Annotated in this window: 19 protein-coding genes; 9 read left to right on the plus strand and 10 right to left on the minus strand. The window is 59.4% G+C overall.

Features of this window, described 5'->3' with window-relative positions; genetic code table 11:
• Window positions 1–25: 25 nt before the first annotated feature.
• From secB to AC07V0_RS05580, 3 genes are read right to left on the minus strand one after another with little or no spacing between them, the layout of a single operon-like run.
• Complete coding sequence (gene secB, locus AC07V0_RS05570; protein WP_007939439.1) at window positions 26–511, minus strand: protein-export chaperone SecB; 486 nt, start codon at window positions 509–511, stop codon at window positions 26–28.
• A 56-nt stretch (window positions 512–567) separates the two neighbouring features.
• Window positions 568–822: a glutaredoxin 3 gene (gene grxC, locus AC07V0_RS05575; RefSeq protein ID WP_018929204.1), complete on the minus strand. Its 255-nt coding sequence runs from the start codon at window positions 820–822 to the stop codon at window positions 568–570.
• A 1-nt stretch (window position 823) separates the two neighbouring features.
• On the minus strand, window positions 824–1,237 hold the full coding sequence (locus AC07V0_RS05580) for a rhodanese-like domain-containing protein (RefSeq protein WP_064615884.1): 414 nt from the start codon (window positions 1,235–1,237) through the stop codon (window positions 824–826).
• Between the two features lie 153 nt (window positions 1,238–1,390).
• On the opposite strand from AC07V0_RS05580, the gene gpmI reads away from it, so the two are divergent.
• The 4 genes from gpmI (at window position 1,391) to AC07V0_RS05600 (ending at window position 6,582) form a co-directional block, all read left to right on the plus strand.
• Complete coding sequence (gene gpmI, locus AC07V0_RS05585) at window positions 1,391–2,920, plus strand: 2,3-bisphosphoglycerate-independent phosphoglycerate mutase (protein ID WP_258612974.1); 1,530 nt, start codon at window positions 1,391–1,393, stop codon at window positions 2,918–2,920.
• A gap of 231 nt (window positions 2,921–3,151) precedes the next feature.
• Window positions 3,152–4,444, plus strand: coding sequence for a murein hydrolase activator EnvC family protein (locus AC07V0_RS05590; protein WP_018929207.1), 1,293 nt, complete (start codon window positions 3,152–3,154; stop codon window positions 4,442–4,444).
• 34 nt (window positions 4,445–4,478) lie between these two features.
• The gene (locus AC07V0_RS05595; protein ID WP_086944138.1) at window positions 4,479–5,798 is read left to right on the plus strand and encodes a S41 family peptidase; all 1,320 of its coding nucleotides are present in this window, start codon (window positions 4,479–4,481) and stop codon (window positions 5,796–5,798) included.
• Window position 5,799: 1 nt separating this feature from the next.
• The gene (locus AC07V0_RS05600; RefSeq protein ID WP_495019489.1) at window positions 5,800–6,582 is read left to right on the plus strand and encodes a divergent polysaccharide deacetylase family protein; all 783 of its coding nucleotides are present in this window, start codon (window positions 5,800–5,802) and stop codon (window positions 6,580–6,582) included.
• 54 nt (window positions 6,583–6,636) lie between these two features.
• Here the strand turns inward: AC07V0_RS05600 and AC07V0_RS05605 are convergent, their stop codons facing one another.
• Window positions 6,637–7,392, minus strand: coding sequence for a substrate-binding periplasmic protein (locus tag AC07V0_RS05605; protein WP_018929210.1), 756 nt, complete (start codon window positions 7,390–7,392; stop codon window positions 6,637–6,639).
• A 213-nt stretch (window positions 7,393–7,605) separates the two neighbouring features.
• Here AC07V0_RS05605 and AC07V0_RS05610 point away from each other — a divergent pair, with 213 nt between their 5' ends.
• Complete coding sequence (locus AC07V0_RS05610) at window positions 7,606–9,135, plus strand: trypsin-like serine peptidase (RefSeq protein ID WP_495019490.1); 1,530 nt, start codon at window positions 7,606–7,608, stop codon at window positions 9,133–9,135.
• Between the two features lie 36 nt (window positions 9,136–9,171).
• Here AC07V0_RS05610 and hisF read toward each other — a convergent pair whose 3' ends face one another.
• From hisF to AC07V0_RS05640, 6 genes are all read right to left on the minus strand, one after another.
• On the minus strand, window positions 9,172–9,942 hold the full coding sequence (gene hisF, locus AC07V0_RS05615; RefSeq protein WP_495019491.1) for an imidazole glycerol phosphate synthase subunit HisF: 771 nt from the start codon (window positions 9,940–9,942) through the stop codon (window positions 9,172–9,174).
• Window positions 9,943–9,951: 9 nt separating this feature from the next.
• Entirely contained in the window at window positions 9,952–10,689 is a 738-nt protein-coding gene (gene hisA / locus AC07V0_RS05620; RefSeq protein ID WP_007939449.1) for a 1-(5-phosphoribosyl)-5-[(5-phosphoribosylamino)methylideneamino]imidazole-4-carboxamide isomerase, read from the minus strand.
• A 42-nt stretch (window positions 10,690–10,731) separates the two neighbouring features.
• Window positions 10,732–10,989, minus strand: a complete 258-nt coding sequence (locus tag AC07V0_RS05625; RefSeq protein ID WP_018929213.1) for a DUF2164 domain-containing protein — start codon at window positions 10,987–10,989, stop codon at window positions 10,732–10,734.
• Complete coding sequence (hisH, locus tag AC07V0_RS05630) at window positions 10,990–11,628, minus strand: imidazole glycerol phosphate synthase subunit HisH (RefSeq protein WP_018929214.1); 639 nt, start codon at window positions 11,626–11,628, stop codon at window positions 10,990–10,992.
• Window positions 11,628–12,221 (minus strand): imidazoleglycerol-phosphate dehydratase HisB, encoded by a 594-nt coding sequence (gene hisB, locus AC07V0_RS05635; protein WP_007939452.1) that lies wholly within the window; start codon window positions 12,219–12,221, stop codon window positions 11,628–11,630. Before hisB ends, hisH begins: the two co-directional genes overlap by 1 nt.
• A gap of 204 nt (window positions 12,222–12,425) precedes the next feature.
• Entirely contained in the window at window positions 12,426–14,087 is a 1,662-nt protein-coding gene (locus tag AC07V0_RS05640; RefSeq protein ID WP_018929215.1) for an OFA family MFS transporter, read from the minus strand.
• A gap of 264 nt (window positions 14,088–14,351) precedes the next feature.
• Here AC07V0_RS05640 and AC07V0_RS05645 point away from each other — a divergent pair, with 264 nt between their 5' ends.
• From AC07V0_RS05645 to AC07V0_RS05660, 4 genes are all read left to right on the plus strand, one after another.
• Window positions 14,352–14,756, plus strand: a complete 405-nt coding sequence (locus tag AC07V0_RS05645) for an acetyl-CoA sensor PanZ family protein (protein WP_018929216.1) — start codon at window positions 14,352–14,354, stop codon at window positions 14,754–14,756.
• Between the two features lie 77 nt (window positions 14,757–14,833).
• Window positions 14,834–17,068, plus strand: a complete 2,235-nt coding sequence (locus AC07V0_RS05650; RefSeq protein WP_495019492.1) for an AsmA family protein — start codon at window positions 14,834–14,836, stop codon at window positions 17,066–17,068.
• On the plus strand, window positions 17,065–18,132 hold the full coding sequence (gene mutY / locus AC07V0_RS05655) for an A/G-specific adenine glycosylase (RefSeq protein ID WP_111453941.1): 1,068 nt from the start codon (window positions 17,065–17,067) through the stop codon (window positions 18,130–18,132). Before AC07V0_RS05650 ends, mutY begins: the two co-directional genes overlap by 4 nt.
• Window positions 18,129–18,401 carry an oxidative damage protection protein gene (locus AC07V0_RS05660; RefSeq protein ID WP_018929219.1) on the plus strand — a complete coding sequence of 91 codons (273 nt, stop codon included), beginning with the start codon at window positions 18,129–18,131 and terminating at the stop codon, window positions 18,399–18,401. Before mutY ends, AC07V0_RS05660 begins: the two co-directional genes overlap by 4 nt.
• Window positions 18,402–18,455: the final 54 nt, after the last annotated feature.

The raw sequence follows: 18,455 nt of genomic DNA on the forward strand, positions 1-18,455 counted from the left end.
TTCATGGAGCAAACAAAGCTTCTTTTTACTGGACGGTCGGAGTCTCGCCAGCCGCTTGCATACGTTGCAGCTCTTGTGCATACAGCGCGTCGAAGTTCACCGGGGCCAGCATCAGGGCCGGGAACGAACCGCGGGTCACCAGGCTGTCCAGGGTTTCGCGAGCGTACGGGAACAGGATGTTCGGGCAGAACGCGCCCAGGGTGTGGCTCATCGAAGCCGCGTCCAGGTTCTTGATCAGGAAGATCCCGGCTTGTTGCACTTCAGCGATGAACGCCACTTCTTCACCGTTTTTCACGGTGACCGACAGGGTCAGCACGACTTCGTGGAAGTCGCCTTCCAGCGCCTTCTGACGGGTGTTCAGATCCAGACCGACGCTCGGCTCCCACTGCTGGCGGAAGATTGCCGGGCTTTTCGGGGCTTCGAAGGACAAGTCACGTACGTAGATGCGCTGCAAGGAGAATTGCGGTGCGTTTTCTTCTTCGCTAGCTGCAGTGTTCTGTTGGTCAGTCATCTCAGATCCTTTCTGATCTCGGGTCTTATAGGGTTAGCTATTTCTAAGTAACGCAGTCAGGCCTTGAGCATGGCGTCGAGCTTGCCGGCGCGCTCCAGGGCAAACAAATCATCACAGCCGCCAACGTGGGTGTTGCCGATCCAGATCTGCGGCACGGACGTTCGTCCGGCCTTCTGAGCCATCGCGGCACGCACCTGCGGCTTGCCATCGACCTTGATCTCTTCGAAGGCCACGCCTTTGTTCTCGAGCAGGTACTTGGCTCGCGAGCAATAAGGGCAGTAATCGCTGGAATAGACGACGACGTTGTTCATATCACTTCACCAGCGGCAGATTATCGGCTTTCCAGCTGGAAATACCGCCAGACAGCTTGGCAGCGGTGAAACCGGCTTTCACCAGTTCACGGGCATGAGTACCGGCGGTCTGGCCCATGGCGTCGACCAGGATAATGGTCTTGGCCTTGTGCTTTTCCAGTTCGCCGACGCGAGTGGCCAGTTTGTCCTGAGGAATATTCAACGCGCCAACGATGTGACCGGCGGCGAAATCCTTGGTCGGACGAATGTCGACCACCACGCCTGCGTCCTTGTTGACCAGCCCGGTCAGTTCACCGGTGCTCAGGCTGCGGCCACCGCCTTGCATCTGATAGGCCAATAGCAGGGCCGCCAGTACAACGAAGATACCCACGAGAATGTAGTGGTTGGTGGCGAATTGAATCAGGTGATCAACCATCGAAGGAGGTTCCAGGGCGTTAAAATGTCGGCCAGTATACACAGCCACTATGGTGGGCCAAACCCCGTCCGGCGGTGACGTGGCCGGAACTTCGCTTTAAACTGCCACTCCCTTTTCCATCGCCCTCTTTTAATTCAGCCACGAGTGGAATCCATGACTACCACGCCTAAACCTTTGGTCCTGATTATTCTCGACGGCTTCGGTCACAGTGAGAGCCCTGAATCCAACGCCATCTATGCGGCGAAGAAGCCCGTACTGGACCGTCTGTGGGCCACCGTGCCGAACGGCCTGATCTCGGGCAGCGGCATGGACGTCGGCTTGCCGGACGGCCAGATGGGCAACTCCGAAGTCGGCCACATGAACCTCGGCGCCGGCCGGGTGGTGTATCAGGACTTCACTCGCGTGACCAAAGCGATCCGTGACGGCGAGTTCTTCGAGAACCCGACCATCTGCGCCGCGGTGGATAAAGCCGTCGCTGCCGGCAAAGCCGTGCACTTCATGGGTCTGCTGTCCGATGGCGGCGTTCACAGCCACCAGGACCACCTGATCGCCATGGCTGAGCTGGCCTTCAAGCGCGGCGCCGAAAAAATCTACCTGCACGCCTTCCTCGACGGCCGCGACACGCCGCCGAAAAGCGCCCAGTCGTCGATCGAATTGCTGGATGCAACCTTCGAAGCCCTCGGCAAAGGCCGGATCGCCAGCATCATTGGCCGTTATTACGCCATGGACCGTGACAACCGTTGGGATCGCGTGTCCCAGGCCTACAACCTGATCGTCGATGGCGCCAGCGAATTCAATGCCGCCACCGCCCAGGAAGGCCTGCAAGCCGCGTACGAACGTGGCGAGAGCGACGAATTCGTCAAAGCCACCAGCATCGGTGAGCCGGTGAAGGTCGAAGATGGCGACGCCGTGGTCTTCATGAACTTCCGCGCCGACCGTGCCCGCGAACTGACCCGCGTGTTCGTCGAAGACGATTTCAAGGAATTCGAACGTGCTCGCCAGCCAAAACTGGCCGGTTTCGTCATGCTGACCCAATACGCCGCCAGCATCCCCGCGCCGTCGGCTTTCGCTGCAGGTAGCCTGGAAAACGTACTGGGCGATTACCTGGCGAAAAACGGCAAGACACAGCTGCGCATCGCCGAAACCGAGAAGTATGCCCACGTGACCTTCTTCTTCTCCGGCGGCCGCGAAGAACCGTTCCCGGGCGAAGAACGCATCCTGATCCCGTCGCCGAAAGTCGCCACCTATGACTTGCAGCCCGAGATGAGTGCCCCGGAAGTCACCGACCGCATCGTCGATGCCATTGAAAACCAGCGTTACGACGTGATCGTGGTCAACTATGCCAACGGCGACATGGTCGGCCACAGCGGTGTATTCGAGGCGGCGGTGAAAGCTGTGGAATGCCTGGACACCTGCGTCGGCCGTATCGTCACGGCACTGGAAAAAGTCGGCGGCGAAGCCCTGATTACCGCCGACCATGGCAATGTCGAGCAAATGTCCGACGCCTCCACCGGCCAGGCCCACACCGCCCACACCACCGAGCCGGTGCCGTTCATCTATGTCGGCAAGCGTGACTTGAAGGTTCGCGAAGGCGGCGTGCTGGCCGACGTGGCGCCGACCATGCTGAAGTTGCTGGGGCTTGAGAAGCCTGTGGAAATGACCGGGACTTCGATTCTGGTGTAATCCGCTTCTTCAAAAACACCGCCAAACCCTGTGGGAGCGGGCTTGCCCGCGATAGCGATCTGACAGCCAACCGCTATGTTGAATGTCAGGACGTCATCGCGGGCAAGCCCGCTCCCACATTGGTTTTCAGTGTTTTTCACTCCAGTTATCACACAGTCCCAATTGGGCGTTTTTTTTGCAGCGTGGGGCGGGCATACTAGGCCGTCCCTTTCCCTGGTGTCGCCCGCCTCTATGCTTCGCGTCCTGATAGCCCTCGCTCTGACATGCCTGCTCCAACCGGCCTTTGCCGACGAGCGCACGCAAACCCAACAACAGTTGGACGCCACGCGTCAGGACATTGCCGAACTGAAAAAGCTGCTGGGCAAGCTGCAGGAAGAAAAATCCGGGGTGCAGAAAGACCTCAAAGGCACCGAAACCGAGATGGGCAAGCTCGAGAAGCAGGTCGATGCGCTGCAAAAAGAGCTGAAGAAAAGCGAATCCGAGCTCCAGCGACTCGATGCCGAGAAAAAAAAACTCCAGAGCGCGCGCATTGACCAGCAACGACTGATCGCCATCCAGGCCCGCGCGGCCTATCAGAATGGCCGCCAGGAGTACCTGAAACTGCTGCTCAACCAGCAGAACCCGGAAAAATTCGCCCGCACCCTCACCTATTACGACTACCTGAGCCAGGCCCGCCTGGAGCAGCTGAAGAATTTCAACGAAACCCTGCGCCAACTGGCCAATGTCGAAAAAGACATCTCGATGCAGCAAGCGCAATTGCTGGTGCAGAAAAGCAGCCTCGACAGCCAGCGCGACGAACTCGACAAGGTCCGCAAGGAGCGCCAGCAAGTCCTGGCCAAGCTCAACGACGACGTGAAAGCTCGAGACCAGAAACTGGCCGCCCGCGAGCAGGATCAGGCAGACCTGTCTAAAGTCCTTAAAACCATTGAAGAAACCTTGGCCCGTCAGGCCCGTGAGGCAGAAGAAGCGCGGCAAAAAGCGCTGATCGCCCAGCAGGAAGCCGAAAAAAAGCGGTTACGTGAGGCTCAGGCAGCAGCAGACGCCACCGATGCCCCACGCAAACCCGTCAAATCGACGCCCGGCGCCCTGGTTTCAAGTTCAGGCGAGACCTTTGGCGGCCCCTTTGCTTCCACCCGCGGCAAACTTCCATGGCCGGTTGATGGTCGACTGCTGGCGCGCTTCGGTGAAACCCGTGGCGACGATGCCCGAACCAAATGGGACGGCGTGATGATCAGCGCCTCCGCCGGCAGCCAGGTGCATGCCGTGCACGGCGGTCGCGTGGTGTTTGCCGACTGGCTGCGTGGGGCCGGGCTGCTGGTGATTCTCGACCACGGCAATGGTTTTTTGAGTCTTTACGGTCACAACCAGACGCTGCTCAAGTCTGCGGGTGACGTGGTAAAAGCCGGTGAATCCATCTCCACTGTCGGTAACAGTGGCGGGCAGGACACACCAGCACTGTATTTCGCTATTCGTCAGCAGGGTCACCCGAGTGACCCGGCGCAATGGTGCCGCGCGCAAGGATAGGCGTTGAGTCACCTACATTAGGAGTTCGTTCGACATGCTGCATTTGTCCCGCCTTACCTCGCTGGCCCTGACGATCGCCCTGGTGATCGGCGCGCCTCTGGCGTTTGCCGCTCAACCCGCCCCGGCGGTCGCGCCTGCCGGCACTGCTGCGACCACCAAGGCGCCATTGCCGCTGGACGAGTTGCGCACCTTTGCCGAAGTCATGGATCGGATCAAGGCAGCCTATGTAGAACCGGTAGACGACAAGACCCTGCTGGAAAACGCCATCAAAGGCATGCTCAGCAACCTCGACCCGCACTCCGCCTACCTGGGCCCGGAAGACTTCGCTGAATTGCAGGAAAGCACCAGCGGCGAATTCGGCGGCCTGGGCATCGAAGTCGGCGCGGAAGACGGTTTCATCAAAGTGGTTTCGCCTATCGATGACACCCCGGCCTCCAAGGCTGGCATCCAGGCCGGCGACTTCATCGTCAAGATCAACGGCCAGCCGACTCGCGGCCAAAGCATGACCGAAGCCGTGGACAAGATGCGCGGCAAGATCGGCCAGAAGATCACCCTGACCCTGGTCCGCGACGGCGGCACTCCGTTCGACGTGACCCTCGTCCGCGCCACCATCCAGGTGAAAAGCGTCAAGAGCCAGCTGCTGGAATCCGGCTACGGCTACATCCGCATCACCCAATTCCAGGTCAAGACCGGCGAAGAGGTCTCCAAGGCCTTGGCCAAGCTGCGCAAGGACAACGGCAAGAAACTCAGCGGCATCGTCCTCGACCTGCGTAACAACCCGGGCGGCGTGCTGCAATCGGCGGTGGAAGTGGTCGACCACTTCATCACCAAGGGCCTGATCGTCTACACCAAGGGCCGCATCGCCAACTCTGAACTGCGCTTCTCCGCCACCGGCAAGGACGAAAGCGAAGCCGTGCCAATGGTCGTGCTGATCAACGGCGGCAGCGCCTCGGCCTCGGAAATTGTCGCCGGCGCCCTGCAGGATCAGAAACGTGCGGTGGTCATGGGCACCACCAGTTTCGGCAAAGGCTCGGTCCAGACCGTGTTGCCGCTGAACAACGATCGCGCACTGAAAATCACCACGGCGCTGTATTACACGCCGAACGGCCGCTCGATTCAGGCTCAGGGCATCGTCCCGGACATCGAAGTGCGCAAGGCCAAGATCACCAACGAGCAGGACGGCGATTACTTCAAGGAAGCCGATCTGCAAGGTCACTTGGGCAATGGCAACGGCGGCGCCGACAAACCGAGCGGTTCGGGCGGCAAAGCCAAGGCCATGCCGCAGGATGACGATTACCAGTTGGCCCAGGCCCTGAGCCTGCTCAAAGGGCTGAGCATCACCCGCGGCCACTGAGATGCGCCTGCGGTTACTACTCGGTCTGCTGTGCAGTCTGGCGGGAGTTGCTCACGCAGCACCTGCCACGACAGCGACCACACCTCACAAGGTTTATCTGAGCCTGATCATCGATGACCTGGGGCAGAACCTGCCCCGGGATCGCCGCGTGCTGGCCCTGCCCGGCCCGGTCACCACGGCAATCATGCCCGATACACCCCACGCCACCGAATTCGCCCGCGAAGCCCATCGCGCCGGCAAGACTGTCATTCTGCATATGCCCATGGACCCGGCCACCGGACCATTCGCCTGGCATCCCGAGTTGCCCATCGAAGAACTTGAAAAGCGCCTGAACGCCGCATTCAACATGGTGCCCTATACCGCCGGCATCAATAACCACATGGGTAGCCGCATGACCGCTCAGCAACCGGCCATGGCCTGGCTGATGGCGGACTTGCAGCGTCGGCACAAATTCTTCGTCGACAGCCGCACCAGTGCGCAAACCGTGGCCGCCGCCGAGGCGCAGAAGATTGGCTTGGCAAGTGTTTCGCGGGACGTGTTTCTGGATGACGAGCCCACCGAAACGGCGATCTTCACGCAGCTACAGACGGCGATCAGCCTGGCGCGCAAGCAGGGTTCGGCGGTGATGATCGGGCATCCGTATCCGCAGACTCTGGCGGTGCTGGAGCGTGAGTTGCCCAAGCTCAAGGCACAGGGAATTGAATGGATCGACATCAAATTGATGATCAGCGTGCGCGGCAATCGTGCGACGGCTGCTCATGGCAAGGATGGCGTCTACCGCTGACTTGCCGCACCTCCCACAGTGTTTTGCGTAAGCTACGAGGTTCGGTGTTGGGATTTAGAGATACCGTGCCATGATGTCGTCCACCACACCTTCCTTGCGCAACTGATCCAGCGCGGCTTGCAGCTTGGCGACAGTCTCATCCGGCACGTCCTTGTTCAGCGCCAGGTACAGCTCGGCGCTGTTGAAGCGCAGTACGGTCTTGAGCCCGGTTACCCCGTCCAGCCGCGCCAGGTAACGTCCCGCCGGATCACCCGTAGCCCACAGATCGATCTGACCGTTAGCCAGCTTCTTCGCATTGTCCTGGTCGCGCAGCACCACAATCGGCTTCAGCCCTTGCTTGGCCAAAGTCTCGGCAATCGCATCGCCTTTGTAGGCACCAATTGTGTACTTACGCGCCTCATCCAGCGATTCCAGGGTGATCTTGCTATCAGCCTTGGCCAGCATGATCCAGTCGTCCGGGCCTATAGGGCCGACCCACTTGAAGAGATTCTCGCGGTCCGGCAGCCGCGCCATTACGAACACGCCATAACCGGGCTTTTCCAGAGCGAGTTTGTAGATTCGCTCCCAAGGGAAACGCAGCGTCAGGCTGTAGGGGATGTCAGCGCGCTTGAACATCTCGCGGACGATGTCCACGGCGATGCCATTGATGTTCTCGTCCTGGGCGAAGTTCTTGCCGTTCTTCGCCATGTTGTACGGGGGGAAGTTTTCCGTCAGCAATACCAGGCCGGTGTCGGGACCTTCTTCGGCGCGAGCCCCGTTGATGAGCAACAGAGAAGCGCTGGCGAGGACAAGAAGAAGACGTTTAAGCATGTCGGGCTACCGAAATCCATGGCGTGCCCAAGAGTGCCTTGAGCCCGCCATGCTGTCTACTGGCCTTTTGATAACGGCCTTATCTGCATCATTAAAATAATGGGTATCACAGTCACTGTGGTAGATAGTTACCACCCTCCATCCAGCCTCACCTGATTAATTGCAAATACCCGGCCACAGGCCGTTTCTTCAATTAATCAGAGGCACCCTTCAATGAATTCGATCCCCATACTTCTTGCCAGTGCATTGTGCTCACTGTGTACACTCAGTTTTGCGAACAACAGCGATTATGGCGAAGGCCTGCAGAACCTGACCCCTTCCAAAATCCTTGAAAATACCGACGGCTCCCGCGACCACTGGCAAGGTATCGGGCGCCTGGCGATCAATCACGGGAGCTGTACCGCGGCCCTTCTGGATACACGCGATGAAATAGAGTTGCCGGAAACGCCCGCTTACGTACTTACTGCGGGACACTGCATTGAATTGACCAATGGCAACATCGTGACCGACAGCCCGGTCAGCGGCACCATTACATTCAATTATTTCACCGACACCTCCAAGTTCAAGGCCTATCCGCTGAAGACGACGATATGGCGGAGCATGCAAGGCGTTGATATGGCCATAGTTGAATTGGACGTCAGCCTTCAAAAGCTCATTGCGGATGGCATACAACCGTTGAAACTGGCGAGTGAGACACCAACGAATGGCACCGATGTCTTGATCGTGGGGGCGCCAACAGGTTTCGACCAAATCACATTGCGCATGGCGGCTTGTACTTTGCAGCCCACCCAGGACCTTGTTGAAGGTCCATGGGTGTGGCGGAACACCTTTATGACTCGCTGCAAGGACATTCGAGGCGGCAGCTCCGGAAGCCCCGTGCTGGATCGCTATTCAAACGAGATCGTAGGGGTAGTGGGAACAGGAAATTTCGAGGTGGATGTTGTCCCATGCCGCGATCATGCGCCCTGCACGCGCGTTGGAAATGACTATGTGGCGGTACACGAAAATGTGTATGGCAACCCCACGGCGCTTCTCAACGGGTGTTTCTCACAAGGCCGTATCGCTCCAAATCCGCCATCGTCCTGCCAACTCTACCCGGCTTTTACCGTTGACGATGGCGCAGCCGAGCTGGACAGATACAAGAGAGTTAAACAGCTCAATAATGGCTCCATAATCATCCCGACCTGGAACTATCGGTTTTCGATCAGTACTCCCTTCTACCGTCATAAAACCGTTTCCTCCGCAATGAAATGCGAGGAAACCGAAAATTACAGCGATCCAATAAACTCAACAGATGCACAAATCAATTCTGAGATAGGTACGAAACCTGGGTTCTATTTTCTATGCATTTTAGGTCTGGAATCAGCTGAACAGCACGCCTCAAGAGGCCTCTTGAAAAACGCGTTGTCTTTACCCGTAGAGATATTGGATAACACACCAACCGCGCAGGCCAACTTGTCCTTTGAAAGTAACGTGTTTGTAACACTGGCGAAAGCGGAAGAGCCGTATCGGACCTACTCCATCAAGTTTGGTCCTGTAGAAACAACGGACTGTCATCAACCCGAAAAATACATTGAAGACATGACAATGGACTTCTTTATTCCGAGCGAGAAACTTCCGGGAAAGCTTTGCGTCATTGCCTACGACAAATCGGGACAGGCGTCCGAACCGAGGATCGACTTACTGAGCCCGGTAACTGGAACTCATAAGGCTGCGTCATCCAACGCTCAAGTTGCCCCATAACATCGGCCCGGAGCGTTTTCTCCGGGCCGCGGGCCTTCATCGCATCACGATTCCGCGATGGGCCATGTAGGCCTTGGCTTCCTGAACGGTGTATTCGCCGAAGTGGAAAATACTCGCCGCCAATACCGCACTGGCGTGGCCTTCGAGAATACCGTCGGCCAAATGCTGCAGGTTGCCGACGCCACCTGAGGCGATCACCGGAATCCCCAGCGCATCGCTGATAGCTCGGGTGACGCCCAGGTCGAAACCGTTTTTCATGCCGTCCTGGTCCATGCTGGTCAGCAGGATTTCACCGGCACCGAGGCCTTCCATTTTCTTCGCCCACTCAACGGCGTCGAGGCCGGTTGGCTTGCGACCACCGTGGGTGAAGATTTCCCAGCGCGGGGGTTCGCCCGGGCCGGAAACTTTCTTGGCGTCGATCGCGACGACAATGCACTGCGAGCCGAAACGCTGCGCCGCTTCGCCGACGAATTCCGGGTTGAACACTGCAGCGGTGTTGATCGAGACCTTGTCCGCACCGGCGTTCAGCAGATTGCGAATGTCCTGCACGGTACGCACGCCGCCGCCCACGGTCAGCGGGATGAACACCTGGCTGGCCATGCGCTCGACGGTGTGCAGCGTGGTGTCGCGGCCGTCGACGCTGGCAGTGATGTCGAGAAAGGTAATCTCGTCAGCACCCTGCTCGTCGTAGCGACGGGCGATTTCCACCGGGTCGCCGGCGTCGCGAATGTTCTCGAACTTGACGCCCTTGACCACCCGGCCGTTATCCACGTCCAGGCAAGGGATGATGCGTTTGGCCAGCGCCATGGTGAGTCCTCAGCCTTTGTACGAATCGCAGAAAGCTTGCGCTTCAGCGACATCGAGGGTGCCTTCGTAGATCGCCCGGCCGGTGATGGCGCCGATGATGCCTGGTGCCTTGGCGTCGAGCAGCGACTTGATGTCACCCAGATTGTGGATACCGCCGGATGCAATGACCGGGATCTTCGTCGCCGCAGCCAGAGCAGCGGTGTAAGAGACGTTGCAGCCCTGCATCATGCCGTCTTTGGCGATGTCGGTATAAACGATCGCGGACACGCCGTCGGCTTCGAATTGCCTGGCCAGGTCGATGACCTGCACGGTGCTGATTTCAGCCCAGCCGTCGGTGGCGACAAAACCGTCTTTGGCATCCAGGCCGACAATCACCTTGCCCGGGAACGCGCGGCAGGCTTCGGCGACGAAGGCCGGATCTTTCACGGCCTTGGTGCCGATGATCACGTAGCTCACGCCAGCTTTCACGTAGTGTTCAATGGTTTCCAGGGAACGGATACCGCCGCCGATCTGAATCGGCAGGTTCGGGTAGCGCTTGGCGATGGCGGTGACCACTTCGCCGTTGACCGGCTGGCCTTCGAACGCACCGTTCAGGTCGACCAGATGCAGACGACGGCAACCGCCCTCCACCCACTTGGCAGCCATGCTCACCGGGTCATCGGAGAACACTGTGGAATCTTCCATGCGGCCCTGGCGCAGACGAACACAGGCACCGTCTTTGAGATCGATAGCGGGAATAATCAGCATCTGGCAAACCTTCAAATTCGAGTGTTCAGCTTCGCTCGGAAATCAGTTTTTCTCGAGCGCCCACAGGTCGCTTTCGATGCTTTCGAACCTCTCTTTGAGGTGCGTCTGCACATCGAAAATCGCCCTGTTGTAATAGTGCGGAGCAATTTCGCGGGTAAACAGCTCAAGGATTTCAGCCGCTTCGAACGAACCCAGGTCCAGTTCGAAGCGGTCCTCCATGAAGCGCTTGATCTTGTGATTGGCCTCGCTCTCCTGCTCGGGAGTGAGGGTCAGGATCGGCGGCTTCTTCTTGGCAGCCATTTACCAGCGGCCATCCCACGCGGCGAAGTTCTGCAGCAATTGCAGGCCATGGGTGTGGCTCTTCTCCGGGTGGAACTGCACGGCGAAACGCGAGCCATCGGCCAGCGCGGCGGCGAAATCGACCCCGTAATGACCGCTACCGACCACCTGCCGCGCATTGCCGGCAGCGATGTAGTAGCTGTGCACGAAGTAGAAGCGCGCCAGGTCCGGAATGTTGTGCCACAGCGGGTGAATCACCGTCTGCTTCACTTCGTTCCAGCCCATGTGCGGCACTTTCAAATGTTCGCCGTCTTCGTGCAGATCCTTGCCGAAGAACTTCACCTGGCCTGGAAACAGACCGATGCAGTCGACGCCATCGTTCTCTTCGCTGCTGTCGAGCAAGGCTTGCATGCCCACGCAAATGCCAAGGAACGGACGGTCCTGGCTGACTTCACGCACCAGCGAATCGAAGCCCAGGCGACGGATCTCCGCCATGCAATCGCGAATCGCGCCGACGCCGGGGAATACCACCCGGTCGGCTTCGCGAATCACGTCGGCATCGCTGGTGATCAAGACCTTGCCGGCGCCGACATGCTCGAGGGCCTTGGCCACCGAGTGCAGGTTGCCCATGCCGTAATCGATAACCGCGACCGTCTGCATTACAGAACGCCTTTGGTCGAAGGCATTTGCCCGGCCATGCGGTCATCCAGCTCCACGGCCATGCGCAGCGCGCGGCCGAAAGCCTTGAACACGGTCTCGATCTGGTGGTGGGTGTTGTGCCCACGCAGATTGTCGATGTGCAGGGTGACGTTGGCGTGGTTGACAAAGCCCTGGAAAAACTCCTGGAACAGGTCAACGTCGAAGCCGCCGACGGTAGCGCGGGTATACGGAACATGCATCTGCAGGCCAGGACGGCCGGAGAAGTCGATCACCACACGCGACAACGCTTCATCGAGCGGCACGTAGGCGTGGCCGTAGCGACGGATGCCTTTCTTGTCGCCGATGGCTTTGGTGAAGGCCTGACCCAGGGTGATACCGACGTCTTCCACTGTGTGGTGGTCGTCGATATGCAGGTCGCCCTTGCTGACAATATCCAGGTCGATCAGCCCATGACGGGCGATCTGGTCCAGCATGTGCTCAAGAAAAGGCACGCCGATATCAAATCGGGCCTTTCCGGTGCCATCCAGGTTGATCGAGGCTTTGATCTGGGTTTCCAGAGTGTCGCGCTCGACAGACGCCATACGTTCGGCCATCACCAGCTCCGCAAAAAATCATTGGGGCGAAAAAGGCAGCCATTATAGGGTCGCGGGCGCTAAACAGAAACACGGGAGGTGATATCACTGACGGAGTGAACCCCGTGTTGTCGGGGATAGACATGTCCGTACAAGCATCTCAGGACCACTGATCGCTCACACGCAGAGCGTATGAGCGATCAGTTACAGGGGTGATGCGTCTACTTAGTGGAAGAGGACAGCCGTTTTCTGCAGGGTCACCCAAACACCCCACGCCAACGGAATCCCTACCACCAGCCACGCAGCCACCGCCAATGGTTTGGTGCCCGCATCCGCTTTCCACTCCAGCACGGTGCTGGCGTCAGCACCCTTGTCGTGGCCCAGCGCCTGTTCGGCGGCCAGTTCGGCGTCGGTCATGAAGTACTTGTCCGCCACCGGACGCACCAGCAGGTTGCAGATGAAACCCAGCACCAGCAGGCCCGCGAGGATGTACAAGGTGATGTCGTACGCCGCGGCACGTTCAACACCGATGCTCAGCTGATATTCACGCAGGTAGTTCACCAACACCGGCCCCAACACACCCGCCGCCGCCCAGGCTGTCAGCAGACGACCGTGGATCGCGCCGACCATTTGCGTACCGAACAAGTCCGCCAGATAGGCAGGAACAGTCGCAAAACCACCGCCGTACATCGACAGGATGATGCAGAACGCCGCCACGAACAGCGCAACGCTGCCCAGGTGACCGAGGTTCGGGATCAGCGCGTACAGGGCGAAACCCAGGGCGAAGAACACAAAATAGGTGTTTTTGCGACCCAGGTAGTCCGAGAACGAAGCCCAGAAAAACCGGCCACCGATGTTGAACAGGCTCAACAGACCGGTGAAACCGGCAGCAATGGCGGCGATCGAGGCCAGTTGCGAAGCGTCCAGTTGACCGAACGTCAGGTCGTTGCCAAGCAATTTACCGGCGAACACTTCCTGCAACAGCGGCGAAGCCATGCCGAGGATGCCGATACCCGCCGACACGTTCAGGCACAGCACCAGCCATACCAGACGGAATTGCGGGGTTTTCCACGCCACATTCACGTGGACGTGCCGGTGAGTGATCATCGCGTTCGAAGCTTTTTTCGCCGGAGCCGTCCAGCCTTCAGGCTTCCAGCCGGTTGGCGGAACGCGGTAGGACAGTGCGCCACCGATCATGAACACGAAGTAGATCGCGGCCATCACCAGGAAGCTCTGCCATACACCGACGCTGGTTGGCGAAGCAAAGTGGCCCATCAGGGCCGCAGCCAGTGGAGCGCCGACCATCGCGCCGCCACCGAACCCCATGATTGCCATGCCGGTCGCCATGCCGCGTTTGTCCGGGAACCACTTGATCAGGGTCGAGACCGGCGAGATGTAGCCCAGCCCCAGGCCGATACCGCCAATGACCCCGGAACCGATCCACATCAGCCAAATCTGGTGGGTATAGACCCCCAGCGCCGAAATCAGCAGACCGCCACACCAGCACAGTGCCGATACAACGCCCGCCTTGCGAGGACCTGCGTGTTCAAGCCAACCGCCCCAGATCGCTGCCGAGCAACCCAGGAAGATGAAGAACAGGGTGTAGATCCAGCCGAGCATCGAGATCGGCCAGTCGCATTGCGACGAAAAGACCTGAGCGATGAAGCTCATGTCCGGCGCGCAAGCCACGGCTTTGGTGACGCCCAGGGCCTTGGACAGTGGCAGCCAGAACACCGAAAAGCCATAGGCCATGCCGATGCAGAGGTGGATGGCCAGAGCGGCCGGTGGTACAAGCCAACGGTTAAAACCGGGCTTGGCGATGATGCGCTCCTTGGACAGGAACGCGGGCCGGTCGGCAAAGCCGTCCGCCGTAATGCTCGTAGTCATGGTGTTTCCCCCAATTATTAGTAGGGTTCGCCAGCCGCTCCTCACCCCCAGCCTTTATGCACGCAGACATGACTGTTTTTAGGTGAAGCTTCATTTTGGTGCGACATCACGTCGCAGAAGGACGGACGAACGGGCAGAGGTTACCATTTGCACGTGACAGAAAAACCAAACTGATATCACGTTTTGTATGTCATCCGATCTCGTACCACTGGATGAACATTGTTTTCACGGGGAATGGCTCCGTTTAACTTCACAGGAATTTCCATGCCGATCATTGTCGAGCTGCTGAACCAGGTCACTTATCAGGATCAGCAAGATCTGCAGAAGATCTACCGCGATGCCCCGAGCTGGCTGTTTGCGCCGTTTACAGGGGATGCTGAGCTGATCGAAAGCTGCTTGCGGGACGGCTCGCTGGTCGCCGGACGCTTCAACGATCGGTTGCTGGGCGCAGCACGTCTGCAACGGCACCATGACACCTGGCATTTGTCCCATTTATGCGTACGAAAAATCACCCGCCGCCGTGGTGTTGCCGAGCGCCTGGTAAGCGAAGCGCAGAAAATGGCGGTGCAATCGGGCGCGACATTGCACCTGCTGGCGCCCGCCGGGCACCTAGAAGCCCAGGCGCTGGCGGCTAAGCTGAAAGTGCCGCTGGATGTGCTCCCGACATGATCGCTGACCGGGCGGCCACTTCGGGGCGCTATACTCCCCGGCTAAATTTCGAATTCGACTAATACAAGGACTCGCCCATGAAAGCGTTCGGCAAAATCCTGGGTCTGGTACTTCTCGGGCTGTTGCTGATCATTGTGGCGCTGGGCTTTGCCCTGACCCACCTCTTCGATCCCAACGACTATAAAGACGAGATTCGCCAGATTGCCCGCGACAAGGCCCACATCGAGCTGACGCTCAATGGCGATATCGGCTGGAGCCTGTTCCCCTGGCTGGGCCTGGAATTACACGAAGCCAGTGTGGCGACCCTGGCCAAGCCCACCGAGCCGTTTGCCGACCTGCAGATGCTCGGTCTGTCGGTCCGCGTGATTCCGCTGCTGCGCCGCGAAGTGCAGATGAGCGATGTGCGCGTCGAAGGCCTGAACCTGCGCCTGAACCGTGACAAGGACGGCCATGGCAACTGGGAAGACATCGGCAAGGTGCCGGCACCTGCGGCTGCGACGACCTCGACCACAACGCCCGCCACCACCGGCGAACCCGCACCAACGACCACCGCCCAGGCCGAAAAACCGGCTCAGCCGGTCCGCCTGGACATCGACAGCCTGACCGTCAACAACGCCCGCGTTGAGTACAGCGACGAAAAAACCGGCAAGCAGTTCAGCGCCGAAAGCATCCAGCTGAGTACTGGCCCGGTCCATGACTCGACCAACATCCCGGTCAAACTCACGGCGTTCCTGGGCACCAACCAACCAGTTCTGCGGGTGCGGACCGAGCTGGCTGGCGAGCTGCGCTTCGAGCGGGCGCTGCAACGCTACAAGTTCGAAGACATGAAACTCTCCGGCGAAGTCGCTGGCGATCCGCTGCAAGGCAAGACCATGACCTTCGCCGCCCAAGGTCAGTTGCTGCTGGACAAAGCCGCCAACGTCGCCGAATGGACTGGCATCAAGATCTCCGCCAACCAGTTGCGTGCCTTGGGTGAACTGAAAGCCAACGACCTCGACAAGACCCCGCAAATCAGCGGCGGCCTGTCGATTGCCCAATTCGACCTGGCGAAATTCGTCGACAGCATCGGCCAGAAACTCCCGGCGATGGCCGAAGGTAGCCTGAGCAAAGTTGAACTGGTCAGCCAGGTTGCCGGCACGCCGACCAGCCTGTCGCTCGATAACATCAACCTGAAACTTGACGACAGCAACTTCAGCGGCCGCATCGCCATCGAAGACTTCGCCAAGCAATCGCTGCGGGCAACCCTCAAGGCTGACACCTTCAACGTCGACCGTTACCTGCCGCCGAAATCCGCCGAAGCCAACAGCGCAACTCAGGTACGCAAGGCCGAAGTGGCCAGCACCGAAGCCGATGCCCTGGCCGGCCCTGGCAGCACACCGCTGCCGCCATCACCGACCAAAGGCCCGTGGAGCAGCGACCGCTTGTTCCCGGTGGAGCGCCTGAGCAAACTCGACGCGGACGCCGACCTGACCTTCGGCCAACTGACCCTCGACAAACTGCCGATCCAGAACGCGGTGCTCAAGGCCAACGGCCAGGGCGGCCTGCTGACCCTGGAGAACCTGCGCGGCGATCTGTACGACGGTAACTTCGAAGCCAAGGGCACCCTGGATGTGCGCCAGCAAGTGCCAGCGCTGAACATACAGACGCGCATCAACAACATGCCGGTGGAGAAAATCCTCGAGGGCCAGGGGAAAAATCCACCGGTCAAAGGCCAGGTCACGCTCAACAGCACCCTGACCGGCAGTGGCAATAGCGAGAGCGCGCTGATCGACAGTCTCAACGGCAACGCCAGCTTCGTCATCAACAACGGCATGCTGCTCAATGCCAACCTTGAGCAACAACTGTGCAAAGGCATCGCCACCCTGAATCGCAAAACCCTCAGTGGCGAACCACGGGGCAAGGACACGCCCTTCGAGGAGCTCAAGGGCAACCTGACTTTGCGCAACGGCGTGGCCAATAACCCGGACCTGAAAGTGCGCGTCCCAGGCATGACCGTGAACGGTAACGGCGACATCGACCTGCGGGTGCTGGGCATGGATTACCGCCTGGGCATCATCGTCGAAGGCGACAAGAGCGACATGCCGGACCCGGCCTGTCAGGTCGGCGAGAAATACGTCGGCATTGAATGGCCGCTGCGCTGCCGTGGCCCGCTGGAGCTGGGCGCCAAGGCTTGCCGCCTCGACAGCGAACGCATGAGCCAGGTCGCCAGCAAACTGGCCGGCGAGCGCATCAGCGAAAAAATCGACGAGAAGCTTGGCGATAAAGTCAGCCCGGAACTGAAAAACGCGCTCAAGGGGCTGTTCAAGCGATGAGAGCCGAGCAGTTTTCAACGGCCGTGCTGGATTGGTACGACCGCCATGGCCGCCACGATTTGCCTTGGCAACAGGGCATCACCCCTTATCGGGTGTGGGTCTCGGAAATCATGTTGCAGCAGACCCAGGTCAGCACGGTGCTGAACTACTTCGACCGGTTCATGGCCTCGCTGCCAACCGTCGAAGCCTTGGCCGCAGCACCGGAAGACGAGGTACTGCACCTGTGGACCGGCCTCGGTTACTACACTCGCGCGCGCAACCTGCAAAAGACCGCGAAGATTGTGGTCGCCGAATATGGCGGCGAGTTTCCCCGTGATGTGGAAAAACTCACCGAGCTGCCGGGTATCGGCCTGTCCACCGCCGGGGCGATTGCCAGCCTGAGCATGGGTATCCGCGCGCCGATCCTCGACGGCAACGTCAAACGGGTGCTGGCGCGCTTTACTGCGCAAGAGGGTTATCCGGGCGAGCCGAAGGTCGCCAAACAGCTGTGGGCGAACGCTGAGCGCTTCACGCCACATGATCGGGTCAACGCCTACACCCAGGCGATGATGGATCTGGGCGCCACGCTCTGCACCCGCAGCAAGCCGAGCTGCCTGCTCTGCCCACTGAAAAAGGGCTGCGAAGCACACATGCTCGGCCTGGAAACCCGCTACCCGATCCCCAAGCCACGCAAAGCCGTGCCACAGAAGCGCACGCTGATGCCGATGCTCGCCAACGGCGATGGCGCGATTCTGCTTTACCGACGCCCTTCCACGGGCCTGTGGGGCGGTCTCTGGAGCCTGCCGGAACTCGATGACCTCGACGACCTGCAACATCTGGCTTCGCAGCACTCGCTGGAACTGGGCAGCCAGCAGGCACTGCCGAGCCTGGTGCACACCTTCAGCCACTTTCAATTATCCATCGAACCCTGGCTGGTGCAGGTCCAGGAGGCCGGCCATCACGTGGCCGAGGCCGACTGGCTCTGGTATAACCTCGCCACCCCGCCGCGCCTGGGCCTTGCCGCCCCGGTCAAAACCTTGCTCGAGCGCGCGGCCGCCGTATTGAACGCAGGAGAGTCGTCATGACCCGCACCATCATGTGCCGCAAGTACAAAGAAGAACTGCCCGCCCTGGAGCGCGCTCCATTCCCGGGTGCAAAAGGTCAGGACATTTTTGACCACGTCTCGGCCAAGGCCTGGGCCGACTGGCAGAAACACCAGACCCTGCTGATCAACGAAAAACGCCTGAACATGATGAACGCCGAAGACCGCAAATACCTTCAGGGTGAGATGGACAAATACTTTTCCGGCGAGGAATACGCCAAGGCTGAAGGCTACGTTCCACCTGCTCAATAATTGATCAAAATTCGGGGTCGGCACGTAAGCGACGGTAATAATTAAATATTTTTT

The organism is Pseudomonas sp. GW821-FHT01E10 (assembly GCF_059422365.1).

Excerpts from the sequence above, each read along its gene's own strand:
- secB (WP_007939439.1), bottom strand. The coding sequence starts at position 511 with ATGACTGACCAACAGAACACTGCAGCTAGCGAAGAAGAAAACGCACCG.
- grxC (WP_018929204.1), bottom strand. The coding sequence starts at position 822 with ATGAACAACGTCGTCGTCTATTCCAGCGATTACTGCCCTTATTGCTCG.
- AC07V0_RS05580 (WP_064615884.1), bottom strand. The coding sequence starts at position 1,237 with ATGGTTGATCACCTGATTCAATTCGCCACCAACCACTACATTCTCGTG.
- gpmI (WP_258612974.1), top strand. The coding sequence starts at position 1,391 with ATGACTACCACGCCTAAACCTTTGGTCCTGATTATTCTCGACGGCTTC.
- AC07V0_RS05590 (WP_018929207.1), top strand. The coding sequence starts at position 3,152 with ATGCTTCGCGTCCTGATAGCCCTCGCTCTGACATGCCTGCTCCAACCG.
- AC07V0_RS05595 (WP_086944138.1), top strand. The coding sequence starts at position 4,479 with ATGCTGCATTTGTCCCGCCTTACCTCGCTGGCCCTGACGATCGCCCTG.
- AC07V0_RS05600 (WP_495019489.1), top strand. The coding sequence starts at position 5,800 with ATGCGCCTGCGGTTACTACTCGGTCTGCTGTGCAGTCTGGCGGGAGTT.
- AC07V0_RS05605 (WP_018929210.1), bottom strand. The coding sequence starts at position 7,392 with ATGCTTAAACGTCTTCTTCTTGTCCTCGCCAGCGCTTCTCTGTTGCTC.
- AC07V0_RS05610 (WP_495019490.1), top strand. The coding sequence starts at position 7,606 with ATGAATTCGATCCCCATACTTCTTGCCAGTGCATTGTGCTCACTGTGT.
- hisF (WP_495019491.1), bottom strand. The coding sequence starts at position 9,942 with ATGGCGCTGGCCAAACGCATCATCCCTTGCCTGGACGTGGATAACGGC.
- hisA (WP_007939449.1), bottom strand. The coding sequence starts at position 10,689 with ATGCTGATTATTCCCGCTATCGATCTCAAAGACGGTGCCTGTGTTCGT.
- AC07V0_RS05625 (WP_018929213.1), bottom strand. The coding sequence starts at position 10,989 with ATGGCTGCCAAGAAGAAGCCGCCGATCCTGACCCTCACTCCCGAGCAG.
- hisH (WP_018929214.1), bottom strand. The coding sequence starts at position 11,628 with ATGCAGACGGTCGCGGTTATCGATTACGGCATGGGCAACCTGCACTCG.
- hisB (WP_007939452.1), bottom strand. The coding sequence starts at position 12,221 with ATGGCCGAACGTATGGCGTCTGTCGAGCGCGACACTCTGGAAACCCAG.
- AC07V0_RS05640 (WP_018929215.1), bottom strand. The coding sequence starts at position 14,087 with ATGACTACGAGCATTACGGCGGACGGCTTTGCCGACCGGCCCGCGTTC.
- AC07V0_RS05645 (WP_018929216.1), top strand. The coding sequence starts at position 14,352 with ATGCCGATCATTGTCGAGCTGCTGAACCAGGTCACTTATCAGGATCAG.
- AC07V0_RS05650 (WP_495019492.1), top strand. The coding sequence starts at position 14,834 with ATGAAAGCGTTCGGCAAAATCCTGGGTCTGGTACTTCTCGGGCTGTTG.
- mutY (WP_111453941.1), top strand. The coding sequence starts at position 17,065 with ATGAGAGCCGAGCAGTTTTCAACGGCCGTGCTGGATTGGTACGACCGC.
- AC07V0_RS05660 (WP_018929219.1), top strand. The coding sequence starts at position 18,129 with ATGACCCGCACCATCATGTGCCGCAAGTACAAAGAAGAACTGCCCGCC.